The organism is Flavobacterium sp. YO12, from assembly GCF_004119495.1.
Taxonomy (GTDB): domain Bacteria; phylum Bacteroidota; class Bacteroidia; order Flavobacteriales; family Flavobacteriaceae; genus Flavobacterium.
Window position 1 is genome coordinate 1 of record NZ_NRQU01000036.1, and the last position, 21,528, is coordinate 21,528.

Below are 21,528 nucleotides of genomic sequence, written 5' to 3' on the forward strand. Positions count from 1 at the left end.
GCTATTTCACCATAATTTAACAATAATGAACGTAAGGATTTTAATTTTTAAAGAATGAATAATCTGAAAAGTTTGCATTTGATATAGCTAGTTTCTCTAATTTATTAAAACTACTTAAAACAGAGACATCTATAATTTTTATGCCTTCTAAGTTAAGACCTATAATTTCATTTTTAGAATTTAATTCAAAGCGATTTCCATTGCCATAATCTAAAATAGCATATTTATTGTCTAATAAATTTAATTCAGTTTGTATTTCTTTTTCTAAAATTAAAATCTGGTCAGGTTTGGTCATTATTTTATTTTTAAATGAATTAATTAGATGTGTCAATATCAAACATAACAAATTTTACTTACAAAAAAACAAGTTTTAAGAATAAAAAGAAAACCACAAATTATGCGTAAAAAAAGTTAGCGTAATTTGTGGTTTCTATTTTAGAAAAATGGATAGTAATTCTTACCCCAAGAAACTTTTCAATTCCTCATAAGTCCCAATCTTCACACTAACTTTCTCCTCATTAATAACACTCTCAATTTGAGCAGGAATGGGAAGCGTAATGCCTAAAGCAGGTTCAACAACATCTAAGAATTTAATAGGATGTGCTGTTTCTAAGAAAATACCAATTGCATTAGGGTATTTTTCTAGTTCTTTTTTCAAACCTAAATAACCAACAGCGCCGTGCGGTTCTGCGATATAACCATCTGTGTTATAAATTTTCTTTAGAGCTTCAAGCGTTTCTTCATCAGTATAACTATAAGAAGAGAAGTCTTTTTCGAAAGCTTTTAAGTCATTATTGTACAATTCCTGAATCCTAATAAAGTTGCTTGGATTTCCAACGTCCATGGCGTTAGAGATTGTGGCTTTAGAAGGTTTTGGGTCGTATTTTCCGTTTTCTAAGAATCTTGGCACCGTGTCGTTTACGTTTGTAGACGCTACAAAATGTTCAATTGGTAAACCTAATTTCTTTGCCATAATTCCGGCACAGATATTCCCGAAGTTTCCGCTTGGGCAAGAGAAAACTAAAGGTTTGTTTTGGCTTTTCAACGTTTTGTAAGCAAAGAAGAAATAAAACATTTGCGGTAACCAGCGCGCAATATTAATAGAATTTGCTGAGGTCAGGTTTTTATGCGCTAAAGTTTCGTCTAAAAACGCTTTTTTCACCATATCCTGACAATCATCAAAAACACCGTCAACTTCAAGCGCTTTAATGTTTTGCCCTAAAGTAGTCAATTGTTTTTCCTGAATATCGCTCACTTTTCCTGACGGATATAAAATCACAACATCAACGCCGTCAACGCCAAGAAATCCGCTCGCAACTGCTCCGCCTGTATCTCCAGAAGTTGCTACTAAAACGGTGTTTTTAGCATCTTTTTTGTCTTTATTGAAATATCCCAAACAACGTGACATAAAACGCGCTCCAACGTCTTTAAAAGCCATTGTTGGGCCGTGAAATAATTCTAACGAATAAATTCCATCTTCGACTTTTACAACAGGAAAATCAAAAACCAAAGTGTCGGCAATGATTTCTTTTAGTTTGTCTGCAGGTATTTCATCGCCAACGAATTGTTTAATCGCTTCAAAAGCAATTTCTTCATGGCTTAAACTTTCGATTTTATCAAAAAATGAAGAATCTAAAGCAGTGATGTTTTCTGGGAAATATAATCCTTTATCACTCGCTAATCCTTGTATAACAGCTTCCTGAAAAGAAACTTTTGGGGCATTGTGGTTTAAACTATAGTATTTCATTTTTTTATGGCTTTAGGCAGTAAGCTTTAGGCTTTAGGCTTTTCCTATTGCTGTGAATAGCTTATTGCTTTTTTTTAATGCTTTAGGCAGTAGGCTTTAAGCTTTAGGCTTCTTCCTATTGCTGTGTTTAGCTTATTGCTGTTTTTGGTTTTATATTTTTCGCAAAGGTTTAAGCTTATTGCCTAAAGCCTATTGCTTACAGCGTCCCATCCTAAAGGATGCGGACACCATCGGGATTTATCTTCGAAACGTGAATTTCATACGGTAAACTCATTTTTTCGTACACTTCGCTCATGGCTTTTGCGATTTGGTCAGCGGTATTTTTTCCTCTGCTTAATGCAAAAATCGATGGACCGGAACCTGAAATTCCAGAACCTAAAGCGCCGTTCTCATAAGCCGTTTGTTTGATTTGATCGAATCCTGGAATTAAAACACTTCTTAAAGGTTCAACGATTTCGTCATGAAGCGATCTTCCAATCAAATCGTAATCTTTGGTGTAAAGACCCGCTACAAGTCCGCCCACATTTCCCCATTGCATAATAGCACTTTTCAACGAAACGTTTTGTTTTAAAACCGAACGAGCATCAGACGTTTTTAATTCAATTTGCGGATGAACCACCGTTGCGTACAATTCTTCTGGACCGTCAATTCTGATAATATCAAGCGGAGCGTAACTTCTAACCAAAGTAAATCCGCCTAAAAGGGCAGGAGCAACGTTGTCGGCATGCGCATTTCCGCTGGCTAATTTCTCGCCCTGCATCGCAAACTGAACCAAATCTTTACGAGAATATGGTCTTCCTAATAATTCATTAATTCCGAAAACCGCTCCTGCAGAACTTGCAGCACTGCTTCCAATTCCGCTTCCCGCTTTTATGTGTTTGTAAATTTCGATTTCGAATCCAAAATCCAAATCGCCTAAAGTTTCAAGCATAGCCAAAGCCGCAACTCCAGAAACATTTTTCTCGGTTTCCATAGGCAGATCGGCACCTACAATTTTAGTGATTCGAACTCCTTTTTGATCGACTTTTCGAACAATCATTTCATCGCCCGCATTGTCTAAGCAAAGTCCAAGTACGTCAAATCCGCATGAGAGATTGGCGATAGTTGCTGGGCAAAATAGTTTAATTTCCATTTTTAAGGTTCTGAGGTTCTAAGATGCTAAGATTCTAAGGTTTCTGTAGCAACTTTTTATTTTTTAGTTTCTAAGGTTTTGAGATTCTAAGAGGCTAAGATTAGTTTTGAAAAAAAACTCAGAACCTTAGCATCTTAGAACCTTAGCACCTTTAAATATTCCCTATTCTAATAACGTCGGCAAAAATTCCCGATGCTGTAACTGCTGCGCCCGCACCAGCTCCTTTTATCAATAAAGGCTGATCTACGTAGCGATCTGTGTAGAACAATACGATATTGTCTTTTCCTTCTAAATTGTAAAAAGGGTGATCTTTTGGAATGAATTGCAGACCAACGCTTGCTTTTCCGTTTTCGAATTGTGCCACGTATTTCAATCTTGAATCTTTGGCTAAAGCTTCGTTGTAAATACCTTCAAAATGAGCAGCGTGTTTGATTAGCGAAGCAAAAAAGTCTTCGTTGTTTGTTGTTGCTAAACAATCTGCAGGTAAGAACGATTCGTTTGCAATCGCGTCAATATCCATTTCGTAACCGCTTTCGCGAATTAGAATCAGGATTTTACGAGCCACGTCGATTCCGCTTAAGTCAATTTTTGGATCGGGTTCTGTAAATCCTTGAACTCCCGCTTCTTTTACCACATCATGGAAAGAATTGTTCTTGTCGAAATTATTGAAAATGAAATTCAAACTTCCAGATAAAACCGCCTGAATTTTATGCACTTTATCGCCAGAAGCAATTAAGTTTTTTACGGTATCTATAATTGGTAATCCCGCACCAACATTTGTTTCGAATAAAAACGGAGCGTTGTATTGGCGAGATAAGCTTTTTAGTTTTTTATAATTATCATAAGCAGATGAACAGGCAATTTTGTTGCAAGTTACAACGGCAATACTTTGTTTTAGGAATTGCTCGTACAATTCAGAAACGCTTGCATTTGCTGTAATGTCAACAAAAATACTATTACGTAAATTCATTTCTTTTGCACGCAGGATAAATTCTGCAGCATTAACTGGTTCGCCTTTGTCTAAAGCCGATTTCCAATCTTTTAATGAGATTCCGTCTTCATCAAAAAGCATTTTTCTAGAGTTTGACAAAGCGATTACACGAACATTAATTTTTAAATTGTCTTTTAAAAATTTTCTTTGATTGTGAATCTGCTCGATGAATTTTTCGCCCACATTTCCAACTCCCATTACAAATAAGTTGAGCTGTTTTGTGTTCTCTTCAAAGAAATTTTCGTGTAAAGTATTCAGTGCTTTTTTAACGTCTCTTTCGTTAATTACAGTCGAGATATTTCTTTCGGAAGCACCTTGAGCAATGGCACGAATATTTACGTTGTTTTTTCCTAAAGTACTGAACATTCTTCCGCTTAAACCTTGGTGGTTTTTCATGTTTTCGCCAACCAAAGCAATAATGCAAAGGTCTTTTTCAACGATACACGGATCAATTTTGTTTTGAAGTATTTCAATTTCAAAAGCTCTATTAATCGCAGCTTCGGCATTATCAGCATCCGAATTTAAAATTCCGATACAGATTGAATGTTCAGAAGAAGCCTGAGTAATAAATATAACGTTGATTTTTTCCTGAGACAAGACTTCAAACAAACGTTTTGATGAACCTGAAACGCCAATCATTCCCGGACCTTCAAGTGTTACAAGCGAAATATTATCGATATGACTGATTCCTTTTACAACAGTATCTTTTGAGGAAACATGGTTGGAAATTAAAGTTCCTTCGGCTTCTGGTTCAAAAGTATTTTTGATTAAAATGGGAATGTTTTTTCTTAAAACCGGCTGAATTGTAGGCGGATATAAAACTTTGGCACCAAAATGCGATAATTCCATCGCTTCCTGATACGAAATGTCGGCAATAGGTCTTGCTTGCTTTACAATTTTTGGGTTTGCAGTAAACATTCCGTTTACATCAGTCCAAATTTCCAATTGTTCCGCTTCAAGAGCACCTGCAACAATTGCAGCTGTATAATCAGACCCGCCGCGGCCTAAAGTAGTTGTAATTCCGTCAAGAGTTTGTGCAATAAAACCTGGTAAAATATTGATTTGCGCTTGATTTTGTGCAAAATATTCTTGAATCAAATTATTCGATGCTTCAAAATTTACAACCGCTTTACCAAAGTTGTTATTTGTTTTTATCAATTCGCGGCTGTCTTTGTAAACCGCATTTTTGTCAATTTGCTGATATGCCTGTGCGATGATAAAAGACGAAAGTAATTCGCCAAAACTCAAAATAGTATCAGCAGTTCTTGGAGATAATTCCCCTAAAAGGAAACAACCGTCTAGTAAAGTTTCCAGATGATTTATGATTCTTTTTACATGGCTCAACAAGCTGCTTTGCTCGCTTACAGGTATAAGTTCTTTTAGCGTGTCAAGATGTTTTTTCTCTATTTCGGCAACAATATCTCTAAAACTCTCGTCACTTGCTGCCGCTTTTGCCGCTGCTAATTGCAATAAATCGGTCACTTTGCTTAGTGCAGAAACTACAACAACTAATTTATCTGTTTTTGATTTTTGATTAACAATTTCGAGAACGAGTTTTATATTTTGAGCATTGGCTACCGAAGTTCCGCCAAATTTTAATACTTTCATTTTGATATTTTTTTTCTTTTATGCAAATATTTTATCTATCCAATAACTCTCTTCTTTCAAGAAAAAAGTATAGGTAACCTAGGATTATATGTAAAAATGTATACCCCTAAGGGGTAGTAGTTGTTGTAGTAGAAGTAATGGTAGCAGCAATTGCAACTCTAGTTTGAGTTGTTATTGTAGAATGATATTTTGTGCTGTTACTTTTCATTTTGATTTTTCAAAAGTACTGTTTTTTTAGATGTAATTAAAACTCCTTGGAAGTCCTTTTTACGAATTATTTTTAATAATTACAAATCTCAAAATTTCAATATTGAGTATTTGTTAAAATTAGATAACCTAAATTGAGGTTTTGATATTATTAAGAACGCATTTTACAATAAAAACCTATTGCAATGAGTTGATTTTTAATGAAAAAATAATCAAAAAGCGGTGAGAGACTCGATTTTTAGTATTAAGAAAAAAATAAAAGCAAAGAATGTCTTGTGTCAAAATTTTAATTATTGTGATAAAATGTTGCTTTTTAATATTGATTTGTTGAATTTTGACATCTTAAATTGAAAAACATCATGAGAGAAATCCATTATATAAGTACAGAAACATTAAGTTTAGAAGCTTTACAAGAAATCATCGTTCTAGATAAAAAACTAGAATTGTCTGAAGAGGCAAAAGTAAACGTGCAAAAATGCCGTGATTATCTAGATAAAAAGATGGCTTCGCATTCAGAACCTATTTACGGAATCAATACCGGTTTTGGATCGCTTTGTAATGTAAAAATCTCCAATGAAAATTTATCGCAGCTACAGGAGAATCTTGTTAAGTCACACGCTTGTGGAACAGGTGAAGAAGTTCCTGCTGCAATTGTAAAAATGATGCTTTTACTTAAGATTCAATCTTTAAGTTACGGACATTCTGGCGTACAGCTTGTTACATTAGAGCGTTTGGTTGATTTTTATAATAATGATATTCTGCCGGTTATTTATACACAAGGTTCATTAGGAGCTTCTGGAGATTTGGCACCATTGGCACATTTGTCTTTGCCATTATTAGGCGAAGGTGAAGTGTTTTTTGAAGGTAAAAGAATGGCTTCTGCCGAAGTTTTAAAACATTTTAATTGGGAACCAATTGTACTTCAGTCAAAAGAAGGTTTGGCTTTGCTAAACGGAACGCAGTTTATGAGTGCTTATGGAGCTCATATTTTATTAAAAGCCTATAAATATTCGTATTTGGCAGATTTAATTGGAACAATTTCATTGGAAGGTTTTGATGGAAGAATTGAGCCGTTTAACGAATTGATACATTATATACGTCCGCACAAAGGACAAATTGTAACGGCAAAACGTATTACTGAATTTTTGGACGGAAGCGAAATCATTGCTCAAGAGAAAAAACACGTTCAAGATCCGTATTCTTTCCGTTGTATGCCTCAAGTTCACGGCGCATCAAAAGATGCCATTGATTATGTTAGAAAAGTATTCAAAACAGAGATTAACTCTGTAACAGATAATCCAAACATATTTATTGAAGCCAATCAGATTATTTCTGGTGGAAATTTCCACGGACAGCCTTTAGCTTTGGCTTTAGATTTTATGGCAATTGCTTTGGCTGAATTAGGAAGTATTTCTGAAAGAAGAACTTATCAATTAATTTCAGGATTGCGTAATCTTCCGGCTTTTTTAGTTGATAATCCGGGATTGAACTCTGGTTTCATGATTCCGCAATACACGGCGGCAAGTATTGCAAGTCAAAACAAGCAATTGGCAACTCCGTCAAGTATAGACAGCATTGTTTCGAGTAATGGTCAGGAAGATCACGTAAGTATGGGAGCCAACGGAGCGACTAAAGCTTTACGTATTATGGACAATTTAGAGCGTATTTTGGCAATAGAATTGTTAAATGCTTCGCAGGCAATTGCTTACAGAGAACCTTTGAAATCAAGCGATTTTATTGAAATGTTCTTGAATAGCTATAGAGAAGTAGTGCCTTTGGTAAAAGAGGATAGAATCTTACATTATGACATTGAAAAGACTATTTCGTTCCTTGATAGTTTCCAAATTGAAAACGATTTGTTAACAATGGCTTAACATTGTAAAATATTATTGAAGTAATTTTGCACTATCAAAAATATAAAAATGTCAATAAACAGTATTTTCCAATTTTTAGTGCCGAAAGACAAGAAATTCTTTCCACTTTTTGAAGAGGCTTCAAGCAATTTAATTGAATTAGCTTCTAATTTACACGAAGCTGTAAACCTTCCATTGAAAGAAAGAGAAGTTCTTTTTCAAAAAATTGATGAATTAGAGCAAAAAGGTGAAGATATTACGCGTCAAACCAATCTTGAATTGAGTAGAAATTTTATTACTCCATTTGATAGAGAGGATATTCATACCCTGATTACTTCTATTGATAACGTTGCTGATTACCTTCATGGTGCGGCAAGCCGTATGAAATTGTATCAAGTTGATAAGATTACAAAATCGATCAGAAAAATGACCGAAATCAACCTTGAAGCTTGTCAAAATATTGACAGTGCAGTAAAAGAGTTGAGAAACTTAAAGAATTTTAAAGTTATCAAAGATTCTTGTGCTAGAATTAACAAGCTGGAAAACAAGTCTGATAATGTATATAACAAAGCAGTTTTTGAAATTTTTGAAAACGAAACAGATGCTAAAAATATTATTAAATATAAAGAAGTGTTATCTGTTTTAGAATCAGCAACAGACAAGTGTAAGAGTGTTGCGAACATACTAGAATCTATTTCTGTAAAACATTCTTAATTCAATTTTTCATTCTGAAGTTATAATTTTATGACGCTACTTATATTAATTATAGTATTAGCTTTAATATTTGATTACATCAATGGTTTTCATGATGCGGCAAATGCTATAGCGACTGTTGTTGCTACAAAGGTTTTAACGCCTTTTCAGGCCGTTCTTTGGGCAGCATTTTTTAACTTTCTGGCTTATTGGGTTTTCGGATTTGGTGTTGCGGATACTGTTGCTAAAACAGCGCACACAATGGAAATTAACCTAGTGGTAATTCTTGCCGGTGTTATTGCGGCAATCTGTTGGAACTTACTAACTTGGTGGTTAGGAATTCCTTCAAGTTCTTCACATACTTTAATTGGAGGTTTTGCGGGAGCGGCTGTTGCACACGCAATTGCAGTTCATGGTTTCTCTGGTTATATTGGTGAAGACGGAACAACACATTATTGGTATGAAATTGTAAGCTGGTACAAAGCAGGAAAAGATGGTGCAATGCCTTCGGGAGTTCTTATTATCATTGCATTTATTGTTTTAGCGCCTTTATTAGGAGCTTTGGCTTCGTACTTAATTTCGATCTGGCTTTTAAATGCTTCTCGTAAAAGTATTGGTCCTAAGATTTTTACAGGACTTTTAATGATTGCAACTGTATGGTTTGTATATACTCAAATGATACCATATTCTGAAATCGAAAAACCTAGATTTGATTCGCATTTTTGGAGTGTTGCTTTTGAAGCTCATAATATTAAATGGTTTTTAGTTGCCTTTATTATTTTAACGGTAAGTACTTTTTGTTTAATATTCAGTAGTTTGAATCTTCATCAGGCTGATGCTGCTTTGAAAAAAATGCAATTATTATCTTCTGCAGCTTTTAGTTTAGGTCACGGAGGAAATGATTCTCAAAAAGTAATGGGTATTATCGCTGCTGCGGTTGCGGTATATATCAATACAAATCCTGGTGTTCATATGGATGCTTGGTTAGATGTTGTGCTTCCAAATGATGATACTGGTGTTAAAGGAGTAATGCCGGGATGGATTCCGTTAGCGTGTTATTCTGCAATTGCTGCGGGAACTTTAAGTGGTGGGTGGAAAATTGTGAAAACAATGGGTTCTAAAATCACAAAAGTAAGTTCGTTTGAAGGTGTTGCTGCAGAAACTGCGGGTGCATTAACGCTTTATTTTACAGAGCATTTAAAAATTCCTGTAAGTACAACGCATACTATTACTGGATCTATCATTGGAGTTGGATTAACTAAACGTGTATCTGCAGTAAGATGGGGAGTTACAGTAAGTTTAATTTGGGCTTGGGTATTGACTATTCCGATTTCAGCTTTATTGGCTGGTTTAGTTTATTTTGTTCTAAGCGTATTTATTTCGTAAAATGAGTATTGTGAAATGTGAGTTATAAATTGCATTTCATTTAAATATTAAAAAGCCGATTTCAATTTGAAATCGGCTTTTTTTTTGTTTTAAAACTTTTGAAGGTTTTTGCGATTGTGTTTTCGTTTGTAATGTGTTTGTTTTAATTTCTTTTGGTCTTGCGAAATAATGCTGATTGTACCATCTATTTCTAGCATAGCGAGCTTTATATCTGTTAAATGTTCTAGACCATGTTCACGTGCCGCTTCTTTTAATTCGTCGTGTGAGATGTCTAATTTGCTTAAGGCTTTAAAATCAAGTTTGCCGTTATGAATAAGAATCTCGGGTTTGTCTAAAAGTAAATTGTTTAATGTTTTATAACGATGAGTCAGCTTTTTTATCGTGAAGTTAATTACAAATAAAACCAAAGCAGCTACTAAACCGCCAACAAGACTGGTATCTGGACCAACCATTGCATTCTGGACTGAATTACTGATTAACAGAATTAAAATTATATCGGCTGTATTTAATTGCGAAAGCTCTTTTTTACCGAATATTCGTAAGGCAATTGTCATAAAAAAGTAAACCGCTACACTTCTGATTATTATATCTAAATATGGGAATTGTATCATTTTTATTCTTTTGTTTTACTAAAGTTAAATAAAAAAAGCTTTGCCAAAGTTTTAAACTTCGGCAAAGCTGCTAAATTATTTATGCGTTATTAAGTTTGGATGAACTTAATTATAGTTTGAAATTTTTCTCAATGGCTTTAATCATTTCTCCGGCAACATCTTTGTTTGTTGCACCTTCGATTCCTTCAAGACCTGGGGAAGAGTTTACTTCTAGTAATAAAGGTCCTTTAGAGGAACGAATAATATCGACTCCAGCCACTTTTAAATCCATTGCTTTTGCGGCTTTAATGGCGATCTTTTTCTCTTCGGCAGTTACTTTTATTACAGATGCAGTTCCACCAAGGTGAATATTGGCTCTAAATTCGCCCGGCATAGCCTCACGCTGAATGGCGGCAACTACTTTTCCGTCAATTACAAAGCAGCGAATATCTTTTCCGTTGGCTTCTTTAATAAATTCCTGAACTAAAATATTAGCATTTAAGCTTTTAAAAGCATTGATAACACTTTCTGCGGCTTTTTTTGTTTCGGCCAAAACAACACCTTTTCCTTGTGTTCCTTCTAATAATTTGACAATTAAAGGTGAGCCGCCAACCATTTTAATTAAGTTGTCTGTATCAAGCGGAGAATTAGCAAAACCAGTTGTTGGAATATCAATTCCGCTGTTTAAAAGTAATTGCAGTGAATATAATTTATCGCGAGATTGTGTTATGGCTGTTGCTGAGTTTAAACAGAAAACTTTTAAAGCTTCAAACTGACGTGTTAATGCACAACCGTAGAATGTAATACTTGGTCGGATTCTTGGAATAATAGCGTCAAATTGATTTAAAATTTTTCCGCCTCTATAATGAATTTCAGGAGTTTTGGCATCCAGTTTCATGTAGCATTCTTTGATGTTTAAAAAATGCATTTCATGACCGCGCATTTCTCCTGCTTCCATGATTCTTTTATTACTGTATAATTCAGGATTACTGGCTAATAGTCCAATTCGTAAGCCTGAACTGGCTTTTTCTGAATTTTGATATAATTCTTTAAGAGATTCTGGCGTAGGTTGTCCAAGAAGGTATTTTTCTTCTGGATCGACCAATACACGACCGCTCATGGCTTCGCGTCCTAAAAGCATTCTAAAGCCCATAGAATCACGATTGGTTAAAGTCATTTCGATTGGCCATTTTGAATCGCCAATTTTAATGCTGGTTTGAATTACGTAACGATGTTCTCTAAAACCGCTTGAGCTTTTTACAATTCTTTTGTCAACCAGCGGTGCTTCACAATGAATGATGGTTTTAATGTTGTTTTGAATTGGATTAATGTCAAATTTCACCCAATTGGCATCATTTTTTATAAAAGGAGCTATGTTTATGGCGTGCATTGCCGAAGTTTTGGCACCAGAGTCAACCCGAGCCTTGATTGTCGGGATTCCTAGTTCTGGAAATGAACACCATTCTTCGCTGCCTAAAATGACTTTGTGTTGAAGCATACGTTGTTTTTTATTATAGAATTTAATATCCAAAAATAGCTATTTGCTTTTACTAAAGATAGTAAATTATCCAAAAAAAATACCCGTTATGTTATGAAAACGTAACGGGTATATTATTTTTGTTATAAATTTAAATCATTTTATTGATTTGTAGGCTCTTCAGCTTTGTGAATTTCTACTGAAAGCTCTTGCGAGTCGTCTTTTAAATCCATCATGATTTCATCACCTGAATGTATTTTTGAAGTGATGATTTCTTCGGCTAATAAATCCTCAACATATTTCTGAATTGCTCTTTTCAGTGGTCTTGCACCAAATTGTCTGTCAAAGCCTTTTTCAGCAATAAATGCTTTTGCTTTGTCAGTTAAGCTTAGTTTATAACCTAATTCAGCAATACGAGAATATAGTTTTTTAAGTTCAATTTCGATAATTAAATCGATGTCAGCTTTTTCTAATGCGTTGAATACAATTACGTCGTCAATTCTGTTTAAGAATTCAGGAGCAAAAGTTTTCTTCAAAGCATTTTCGATAATGCTTTTTGAGTTTTCATCGGCTTGAGCCACTTTTGCAGCAGTTCCGAATCCTACACCTTGTCCAAAATCTTTCAACTGACGTGCTCCAACGTTAGATGTCATGATAATAATAGTGTTTTTAAAGTCAATTTTACGACCTAAACTATCTGTTAAATATCCATCATCTAAAACCTGAAGCATCATATTAAATACATCTGGATGCGCTTTTTCGATTTCGTCTAAAAGAACAACACAATATGGTTTTCTACGAACTTTTTCAGTCAATTGTCCGCCTTCTTCATAACCTACGTATCCTGGAGGCGCTCCAACTAAACGAGAAATCGCAAATTTTTCCATGTATTCACTCATATCGATACGAACTAATGCATCTTCAGAGTCGAATAATTCTTTAGCCAAAACTTTTGCTAATTGCGTTTTACCAACTCCAGTCTGGCCTAAGAAAATAAATGAACCAATTGGTTTGTTAGGATCTTTAAGTCCGGCTCTGTTACGTTGAATAGAACGTGCAATTTTAAGAACAGCTTCGTTTTGACCAATTACTTTGTTCTGAATTAATTCAGGTAATTGAGCTAATTTGTTACTTTCTGTTTGTGCAATTCTGTTTACAGGAATTCCAGTCATCATTGATACAACATCGGCTACGTTATCTTCTGTAACTTCAATTCTGTTGTTTTTAGAATCTTCTTCCCATTGTTCTTGCGCAGCGGCTAGATCTTTTTCTATGCGTTTTTCATCGTCGCGAAGTTTGGCAGCTTCTTCATATTTTTGTTTTTTAACTACCATGTTTTTCATTTCACGAACTTCTTCTAACTGGCGTTCTAAATCAAGAATTTGTTTAGGAACATCAATATTGGTAATGTGAACGCGAGATCCTGCTTCGTCAAGAGCATCAATCGCTTTGTCTGGTAAGAAACGCTCAGACATATATCTGTTTGTTAATTTAACACAGGCTTCAATTGCTTCTTGAGTATAAGTTACGTTGTGGTGATCTTCGTATTTATCTTTTACGTTATTTAAAATTGCAATTGTTTCTTCAACAGAAGTTGGTTCAACAATTACTTTTTGGAAACGTCTTTCTAAAGCGCCGTCTTTCTCAATATATTGTCTGTACTCGTCTAGAGTAGTAGCACCAATACATTGAATTTCTCCTCTTGCTAATGCAGGTTTGAACATATTTGAAGCATCAAGTGAACCTGTTGCTCCGCCGGCACCTACAATAGTGTGAATTTCGTCAATAAAAAGAATAATATCGTCGTTTTTTTCAAGCTCGTTCATTACGGCTTTCATTCTTTCTTCAAATTGTCCTCTGTATTTTGTTCCAGCAACTAAACTTGCTAAATCAAGCGTTACAACACGTTTGTGGAAAAGAATACGAGATACTTTCTTTTGAATAATACGTAAAGCAAGTCCTTCTGCAATAGCAGATTTACCAACTCCAGGTTCTCCAATAAGAAGCGGATTGTTCTTTTTTCTACGGCTTAGAATTTGTGAAACGCGTTCAATTTCTTTTTCGCGTCCAACAACTGGATCTAGTTTTCCTTCTTCCGCCATTTCTGTTAAATCTCTCCCAAAATTATCCAAAACAGGAGTTTTAGATTTTTTGTTTGACTTATTGGCTGGATTATTGAAACTACTTTCTTTTAGACTGTCATCTTGTCCTGAATCGTCATTATACGATTCGTTTCTTGGCAAGTTTTCTAAGAATTCTTCTTCGTTTGGCGTCATGTTTAAATATTGTTCTTTAGCTATGTCATAATCTATTTTTAGTTTATTCAACAGCTTGGTTGTTGGATCGTTTTCGTTTCGTAAGATGCATAAAAGCAAGTGAGCTGTACTAATTGATGAGCTTTGGAATACTTTAGCTTCAAGAAAAGTGGTCTTCAGGGCTCTTTCGGCCTGTCGGGTAAGATGAAGATTTTTCTTTTCGGCATTTACTTCCACGCTGTGGTTAGCTGGACTCAGTATTTCTACTTTCCTGCGTAAATGATCTAAATCGACTGCTAGGTTATTAAGTATATGAATAGCTTTTCCGTTACCATCTCTTAAAATGCCCAGCATTAGATGTTCAGTACCAATAAAGTCGTGTCCTAAACGAAGGGCTTCTTCTTTACTGTATGTAATAACATCTTTTACTCTTGGTGAAAAATTATCATCCATAATATATAATTGGTATTGTAAATTTAGTGAATTACTGTTTGAAAAACAAAAACCGTACCCATCGAGAACTCCTGTCAGCTAATTGACAAAAAAAATAATAAAAAAACAGTTAAAAAACGCTTAATTTATTAACTAAAAGGCAAAATAAAGTTGTTAATAAATCATTGAAATAAGTGTAAGTAAATAGCTGAAAAAATTCCAAAAAAACGTATCTTGGCACGCTTTGAAACTAATATAATTATTTAAACATAACAACTTATGTCTGAAGGAGAAAAGTTAATTCCTATTAACATTGAAGATGAAATGAAATCAGCTTACATCGATTATTCGATGTCAGTAATTGTATCGAGAGCGCTTCCGGATGTTAGAGATGGCTTGAAACCAGTGCATCGAAGAGTTCTTTACGGAATGTATGATTTAGGTGTGACTTCAAGATCAGCCCACAAAAAATCTGCGAGAATTGTAGGAGAGGTTCTGGGTAAGTATCACCCGCACGGAGATACTTCGGTATATGATGCAATGGTGCGTATGGCTCAAGAATGGAGTATGCGTTATTTATTAGTGGATGGTCAAGGTAACTTTGGATCTGTAGATGGAGACAGCCCGGCAGCGATGCGTTATACTGAGGCCAGAATGCGCAAGATTTCTGAAGAAATTATGGCAGATATCGAAAAAGAAACTGTTGATTTTCAATTAAACTTTGACGATACATTATATGAACCAAAAGTAATGCCTACAAGAGTTCCTACTTTATTAGTAAACGGAGCAACTGGTATTGCAGTTGGTATGGCGACAAATATGCCGCCGCACAATTTAACGGAAGTTATTAATGGTACTTTAGCATACCTTGATAATAATGATATTGAAGTAGATGAATTAATGACGCATATTAAAGCTCCTGATTTTCCAACTGGAGGTGTAATATATGGTTATGAAGGAGTTCGTGAAGCTTTTAAAACAGGTAGAGGACGTATTGTAATGCGTGCCAAAGTTGGTTTTGAAGAAGTGGATGGAAGAGAGTCTATTATTGTTACTGAAATACCTTATCAAGTTAACAAAGCCGAGATGATTAAACGTACGGCTGATTTGGTTAACGAGAAAAAGATCGAAGGTATCGCAAATATCCGTGACGAGTCTGATAGAAATGGTATGCGTATCGTTTATATTTTGAAACGTGATGCTACACCAAACGTAGTTTTAAATACCTTATATAAGTATACTTCATTACAATCTTCTTTCAGTGTAAATAATATTGCATTGGTTAAAGGACGTCCTCAATTATTGAATCTAAAAGATATGATTCACTACTTTATTGAGCACCGTCATGATGTGGTAGTTAGAAGAACACAGTTTGAATTACGTAAAGCAGAAGAAAGAGCTCATATATTAGAAGGTTTGATTATTGCTTCAGATAATATTGATGAAGTAATTGCAATTATTAGAGGCTCTAAAAATACAGAAGAAGCTCGTGATAAATTAATCGAAAGATTTAGTTTGTCAGATATTCAAGCTCGTGCTATTGTTGAGATGCGTTTACGTCAGTTAACAGGTCTGGAGCAAGATAAATTAAGAGCTGAGTTTGAAGAATTAATGAAATTAATCGAGCATTTGAAAGCTTTATTAGCAGATGTTAATTTAAGAACGAATTTGATTAAAGAAGAACTTGAGGAAATTCGCGATAAATATGGTGATGATCGTCGTTCTCAAATTGAATATTCAGGTGGAGACGTAAGTATAGAGGATTTAATTGCCGATGAAAATGTAGTAATCACTATTTCTCACGCTGGTTACATCAAACGTACAAATCTTACTGAATACAAAACTCAAAATAGAGGTGGAGTTGGTCAAAAAAGTGCAGGAACAAGAGATCAAGACTTCCTTGAGCATATGTTCGTTGCAACAAACCACCAATATATGATGTTCTTTACACAAAAAGGAAAATGTTTCTGGATGCGTGTTTACGAAATTCCAGAAGGAAGTAAAACGGCTAAAGGAAGAGCAATTCAGAATTTAGTGAATATCGAAAGCGATGATAAAGTAAAAGCTTTCATTTGTACACAAGACTTAAAAGACAAAGATTATATCAATACTCACAATCTTGTAATGGTTACTAAACAAGGACAGGTTAAGAAAACTTCTTTAGAGAAATATTCTAAACCTCGTGCAAATGGTGTTGCCGCTATTACAATTAAAGAAGGAGATGAGTTACTTGAAGCGAAATTAACTGATGGAGAAAGCCAAATTATTTTAGCAGTAAAATCAGGTAAACTAGTTCGTTTTGAAGAAACAAAAACACGTCCGATGGGAAGAACGGCTTCAGGAGTTCGTGGAATTACTTTAAAAGATGAAACTGATGAAGTAATTGGTATGGTTACTGTTGCTAAAAATGATGTAAACGATTCGCAAATTCTTGTTGTAACTGAAAATGGATACGGAAAACGTACCAAATTAGTAGATGAAGATGGTGAAGACGTTTATAGAATTACAAACCGTGGAGGTAAAGGGGTTAAAACTCTTAATATCACTGAGAAAACAGGAAAACTTATCTCAATTAGTGCTGTAACAGATGCGGATGATTTAATGATTATTAATAAATCTGGATTAACTATTAGAATGGCTATTGAGGATTTACGTGTTATGGGACGTGCGACTCAAGGTGTGAGATTGATTAACCTTAAAGGAAAAGATTCTATCGCTGCGGTTACAAAAGTAATGAAAGATGATGCTGAAGAAGTTGTTGTAGATGAAGATGGCAACGTTATTGAAAATGCAATCGAAAGAGTTAAACCAGACTTAGAAGTTCTTGAAGACGACGGTGTTGTAGATGATGACGATGATGATGATTCTGAAGAAGAAATTGAAGACGAAGACGATTCAGAGGAAGAAGAATCAGAAGAATAATTATAAACCACTAAAATAAAATTAAATATACAAATTGAACATTATGAAAAGTAAATATGTAATACTTGCATCAGCTCTACTGATTTCAGTAGCTACTTTTGCTCAAAAAGATCAAATTAAAAATGCTGAGAAGGCATTAAAAGGCGGTGATGCTCAAGGAGCGATCACGATATTAAAAGATGCTCAAAACTTGATCGCTAATGCTAAAGATGTTGAGCAGGCTCAGTACTATTTTGTACAAGGAAATGCTTTTTTAGGGTTAGCAAACAAAAAAGTTGAAGAAAGTAAAAACTTATCTGCAGCTGCTGACAGCTATAAGAAATTAATTGAAGTTGAAAAGGCATCTGGAAAACAAAAGTATTCAACTCAGGGAGCAGCATCGATTACTGAAATTAAAGGTAAATTGATTAATTCTGCAATTGCTGATACTCAATCTAACAAAAGTGCTGAAGGAGCTAAAAAATTATATGAAGCGTATTTGTTAGATAAAAATGACACTATCAATTTGTATTATGCAGCTTCGACAGCTGTAAATGCTCAAGATTTTGATAGCGCACTTCCAATGTATGAAGAGTTGAAAAAATTAAACTATTCAGGGAAAGGAACGATGTATACTGCAGTAAATAAAGCAAACGGCAGTGAAGATGGTTTTAACAATGCAAAAGAAAGAGATTTAGCTGTAAAGTTAGGAACTCACGAAAAACCTAAAACAGAAACTATTCCTTCAAAAAGAGGTGAAATTTATAAAAACTTAGCGTTGATTTTAGTTCAAAAAGGACGTACTGAAGATGCTAAGAAAGCGATTTCTGATGCTAGAAAAACAAATCCAGAAGATACTTCTTTGATTTTGACAGAAGCAAACTTATACCTAGAAACTAAAGATTTCGATATGTATAAAAAATTGGTTGGTGAAGCTTTAGAAAAAGAACCAAATAATGCTGATTTAGTTTTTAATTTAGGTGTATTAAGTGCAAATGCAAAGAATACTGCTGATGCTGAGAAATATTACTTAAAAGCTATCGAAATCAATCCTAGTTATACTAATGCATACCTTAACCTTGCTGCGTTAAAATTAGAAGCTGAAAGACCAATTATTGATGAGATGAATAAATTGGGAACTTCTGCAAAAGATATGAAACGTTACGATGTTTTAAAAGCACAAAGAGAGCAAGTTTTCAAAGGAGTAATTCCTTACCTTAAAAAAGCAAACGAGTTAGATCCTAAAAACGAAGATGTTTCTAAAACATTATTAGGAGTTTACAAAGCGTTAGAAATGACTGCTGAAGCAAAAGCTTTAAAAGCGACAATGAACTAATCTTTTACCCGTTATATAAAGAAAAAAACCATCAGCCGCGGCTGATGGTTTTTTTTATGCTTTGTTTTCAGCTTAATTTACTAGTACCGCTGAAAGAGTAATTGTTGTATTTAAGAGTTTAGAAATCGGACAGATTTCTTTTGCTTTTGCGGCTGTTTTTTCAAACTCTTCTGCAGAAATTTCAGGAACTTTTCCTTTTAAGTCCAAATGAATTAAAGTAATAGAGCCGTCTTCAAAAGTCACTGTCGCTTCTGTAGATAAATCATCGGCAGTAAAACCTGCCTCGTTAAGTAAAAAACTTAATTGCATCGTAAAACAGCCTGAATGAGCTGCAGCAACTAATTCCTCAGGATTTGTACCAACACCATCTGCAAATCTAGTCTTAAAAGAGAGTTGAGCTTTGTCTAAAGTTGTGCTTTGTGTACTTATGGTTCCTTTTCCTTCCATACCGGTTCCTTGCCAGTTGGCATTTGCTTTTCTTGTAAATTTCATTTTCTGTTGTTATTAGAATTAATACTAGTGTGGTTACTTAGTTGATTATCAAATATAAACATTATTTTTTATAACGGTTTTACTAAGTTTGATGAGAATGTTAAATTTAGGGTTGAAATGAGATTAAGGTTGGGGCTAATTTTACCTCAAAGCACGCTAAGATTTTTGTTTTACATTGCGGTTAGAAAAATACAAAATTTGCAAAGCTTCGTATTGAATCAGCTTTGCAAATTTTGTGTGTTTATAACAAGTTTGCATATAAAAACTTTGCGCGCTTTGCGGTGAAAAAAAACGTTATAACATAAAAAAGGTGTAACGAATAAATCATTACACCTTTTTTTATTGTTTAAACTTAAAACGTTATTCTTGACCTAAGTTTCTTAATTGTTTCAATTTATCTTTCCAGACATCAAGACTTTCTTTGTGAATCGCTATGTTTTTGCGAACTTCAAGAACAATCGAATTCTCTTTTTTAGCGTTTTTGGTATTCGCAAAAAACTGAATGTTATTTTCTAATTGAAAAATTTCATTTTGAACTTCTTCAATTTTTCGCATCAAGAAAATCTTTTCATTGTCTAATTTGCGAGTGTCGTTACTATCGCTCAATGAATCAATTCGATTAGAAAAACGAATCATTTCAGTTTCCTTTTTGCTTAAGCTTAATTTTTCAAAAAGAGCATCAAGGATTTTGTTGAATTTTCCTTCAATATGACGTCTTGAAAATGGAACTTTTCCGTAACCTTTCCAAATTTCAATATGTTTTTTAATCGCATCTAAATCAGTTTTATGATCTCCTGTCAACTGATAAGTACGAAGAATATCTAAGTAGGCTTTTTTGTTGTCAAAAGCAGCAACTTCGTCACCGTTTTCTTCTGATTTATGTTCTTTTAGTTTGTCAAAATAATGATTGCAGGCATCTTTAAATTCTTTCCAGATTTTGTCTGAATATTTTTTAGGAACGTGACCAATCTGTTTCCATTCTTCTTGAATTTGTTTCATGATTGGAGTAGTTGCATTAAAGTCAACACTTTCCTGTAATTCTTTAGCTTTAGCGACAAGAGCCATTTTTTTATTCAAATTGTCGTTTTGATCTTTTTTAATGTCTTTATAAAACGAATTTTTAAATGCATTAAAGTTTCTAACGGCAGTTTTGAATGCAGCCCAAGTCTCTTCATTTACTTCTGATGGTACTTTTCCTGCTGCGAAAAACTCATTTCTAAGCGTTTCAACTTTTTGAATTTGTACCAGCCATTGCGAATGTGAATTTACTTTTTCAGTTCCTAGAACTTCAATCTTTGCAATGATTTCTTTTTTTACTTCGAGATTGTTGTGTTCGTTTGCACGCTGACTTTCAAACAAAAGTTCTCTTTTGTCATGAATCTTTTTTGTCAGTTCACTAAACTTATTCCAAATAGTATCACGGTGTTCCTTAGAAACAGGACCAATGTCTTCTTTCCAAAGTCTGTGTAAATCTTGTAATTCACGGAAAGCCTTGCTTATGTCGCTTTCGTTTACAAGTTCTTCAACTCTTGCAATAATTTTTTGCTTTTGCTCTAAATTGTGTTTAAAGTCTAAGTCTCTTGCTTCACGATCTAAATGCAGATAATCATAAAAATTTTCTACATGAAAATGGTAGTTGTTCCAAACGTGATTGTATTTGTCTTTAGGAATCGCTCCAGCATTTTTCCATCTTTCTCTTAAATCATTAAAATGTTTAAGAGTATCTTTTATGTTTTCCTGCGGATTTATCAGCTCTTTTAGTTCTTCTACAATCGCAAGACGATTGTCTAAGTTTGATTTTAAGTTGCTTTGCAAATGTTTAAAGTGAGCATTTCTTTTCTCTCTAAAAACATTATAATATTCATCAAATTTAGATTTCAAAGGAGAATGATATTCAAACTCTTCGTTTGGATCTTCTTTTGAAGCGTTAAACTCTTCTTTTTTCTCTTCTATAAGATGATTGTATTGTAGTAAAAATGATTTCTTTATTTCTTCAATATGGTCTTTTACAGACATTACTTTGTCTATACTTACCAGTTTCTTTAACTCGTCAACAAGGGCGTCTAATGTAAACGTGTGATAATCCTTCATAGGAATATCATGACGCTCTTTCAGCGTTTCGTCTTCACTTTCTTCAGCATTAGAATTTGTGATGGCATCCAGCGCATTTTGATGATCTGTCTCTTCAGTTTCTACATTTTTTTCTTCTTCAATTTCAGTATTCGAAATTGAATTTTCAGATACTGTTTCAGAAACGGGAGTTTCTATAGTATCGTTTTGTGTAGAATCAGTAGTATCGATTTCTAATTTTCCGTCTGCTTCTTGCAGGTTATCATTCTTTTCTTCTAACATTTTAAATGTATAAGGTTTTTACTTTAACAGTGCGAAAGATAGTAAAGGTGTTTCTAAATACAAAATAAATCGTTTG

14 protein-coding genes are annotated in these 21,528 nt (G+C 34.2%); 5 read left to right on the top strand and 9 right to left on the bottom strand.

Features of this window, described 5'->3' with window-relative positions:
* Positions 1–40 precede the first annotated feature (40 nt).
* The 4 genes from BOW55_RS12725 to thrA form a co-directional block, all read right to left on the bottom strand.
* On the bottom strand, positions 41–295 hold the full coding sequence (locus tag BOW55_RS12725) for a hypothetical protein (protein ID WP_129024428.1): 255 nt from the start codon (positions 293–295) through the stop codon (positions 41–43).
* Positions 296–457: 162 nt separating this feature from the next.
* Positions 458–1,747 (bottom strand): threonine synthase, encoded by a 1,290-nt coding sequence (gene thrC, locus BOW55_RS12730; RefSeq protein ID WP_129024429.1) that lies wholly within the window; start codon positions 1,745–1,747, stop codon positions 458–460.
* A 211-nt stretch (positions 1,748–1,958) separates the two neighbouring features.
* Positions 1,959–2,879 (bottom strand): homoserine kinase, encoded by a 921-nt coding sequence (locus tag BOW55_RS12735; protein ID WP_129024430.1) that lies wholly within the window; start codon positions 2,877–2,879, stop codon positions 1,959–1,961.
* 151 nt (positions 2,880–3,030) lie between these two features.
* On the bottom strand, positions 3,031–5,478 hold the full coding sequence (thrA, locus tag BOW55_RS12740) for a bifunctional aspartate kinase/homoserine dehydrogenase I (RefSeq protein WP_129024431.1): 2,448 nt from the start codon (positions 5,476–5,478) through the stop codon (positions 3,031–3,033).
* Between the two features lie 566 nt (positions 5,479–6,044).
* On the opposite strand from thrA, the gene hutH reads away from it, so the two are divergent.
* Genes hutH through BOW55_RS12755 form a run of 3 tightly spaced genes read left to right on the top strand, consistent with a single transcriptional unit; the run spans position 6,045 to position 9,617 of the window.
* Entirely contained in the window at positions 6,045–7,559 is a 1,515-nt protein-coding gene (gene hutH / locus BOW55_RS12745) for a histidine ammonia-lyase (RefSeq protein WP_129024432.1), read from the top strand.
* A 48-nt stretch (positions 7,560–7,607) separates the two neighbouring features.
* Positions 7,608–8,252: a DUF47 domain-containing protein gene (locus tag BOW55_RS12750; protein WP_089052333.1), complete on the top strand. Its 645-nt coding sequence runs from the start codon at positions 7,608–7,610 to the stop codon at positions 8,250–8,252.
* Between the two features lie 30 nt (positions 8,253–8,282).
* Positions 8,283–9,617 (top strand): inorganic phosphate transporter, encoded by a 1,335-nt coding sequence (locus BOW55_RS12755; RefSeq protein WP_129024433.1) that lies wholly within the window; start codon positions 8,283–8,285, stop codon positions 9,615–9,617.
* A gap of 89 nt (positions 9,618–9,706) precedes the next feature.
* Here BOW55_RS12755 and BOW55_RS12760 read toward each other — a convergent pair whose 3' ends face one another.
* The 3 genes from BOW55_RS12760 to BOW55_RS12770 all read right to left on the bottom strand — a co-directional run bounded on the left by BOW55_RS12760 (position 9,707) and on the right by BOW55_RS12770 (position 14,392).
* Positions 9,707–10,228 (bottom strand): DUF421 domain-containing protein, encoded by a 522-nt coding sequence (locus tag BOW55_RS12760; protein WP_129024434.1) that lies wholly within the window; start codon positions 10,226–10,228, stop codon positions 9,707–9,709.
* Between the two features lie 109 nt (positions 10,229–10,337).
* Positions 10,338–11,705: a 30S ribosomal protein S6--L-glutamate ligase gene (rimK, locus tag BOW55_RS12765; RefSeq protein ID WP_089052330.1), complete on the bottom strand. Its 1,368-nt coding sequence runs from the start codon at positions 11,703–11,705 to the stop codon at positions 10,338–10,340.
* Between the two features lie 140 nt (positions 11,706–11,845).
* Complete coding sequence (locus BOW55_RS12770; protein WP_089052329.1) at positions 11,846–14,392, bottom strand: ATP-dependent Clp protease ATP-binding subunit; 2,547 nt, start codon at positions 14,390–14,392, stop codon at positions 11,846–11,848.
* 258 nt (positions 14,393–14,650) lie between these two features.
* On the opposite strand from BOW55_RS12770, the gene gyrA reads away from it, so the two are divergent.
* Together gyrA and BOW55_RS12780 are read left to right on the top strand one after the other, a co-directional pair.
* Positions 14,651–17,293, top strand: a complete 2,643-nt coding sequence (gene gyrA, locus BOW55_RS12775; RefSeq protein WP_129024435.1) for a DNA gyrase subunit A — start codon at positions 14,651–14,653, stop codon at positions 17,291–17,293.
* Between the two features lie 43 nt (positions 17,294–17,336).
* Positions 17,337–18,608 carry a tetratricopeptide repeat protein gene (locus BOW55_RS12780; RefSeq protein ID WP_129024436.1) on the top strand — a complete coding sequence of 424 codons (1,272 nt, stop codon included), beginning with the start codon at positions 17,337–17,339 and terminating at the stop codon, positions 18,606–18,608.
* A gap of 72 nt (positions 18,609–18,680) precedes the next feature.
* Here the strand turns inward: BOW55_RS12780 and BOW55_RS12785 are convergent, their stop codons facing one another.
* Together BOW55_RS12785 and BOW55_RS12790 are read right to left on the bottom strand one after the other, a co-directional pair.
* Entirely contained in the window at positions 18,681–19,100 is a 420-nt protein-coding gene (locus BOW55_RS12785; RefSeq protein ID WP_129024437.1) for an OsmC family protein, read from the bottom strand.
* A 360-nt stretch (positions 19,101–19,460) separates the two neighbouring features.
* The gene (locus tag BOW55_RS12790; protein WP_129024438.1) at positions 19,461–21,452 is read right to left on the bottom strand and encodes a DUF349 domain-containing protein; all 1,992 of its coding nucleotides are present in this window, start codon (positions 21,450–21,452) and stop codon (positions 19,461–19,463) included.
* Positions 21,453–21,528 lie beyond the last annotated feature (76 nt).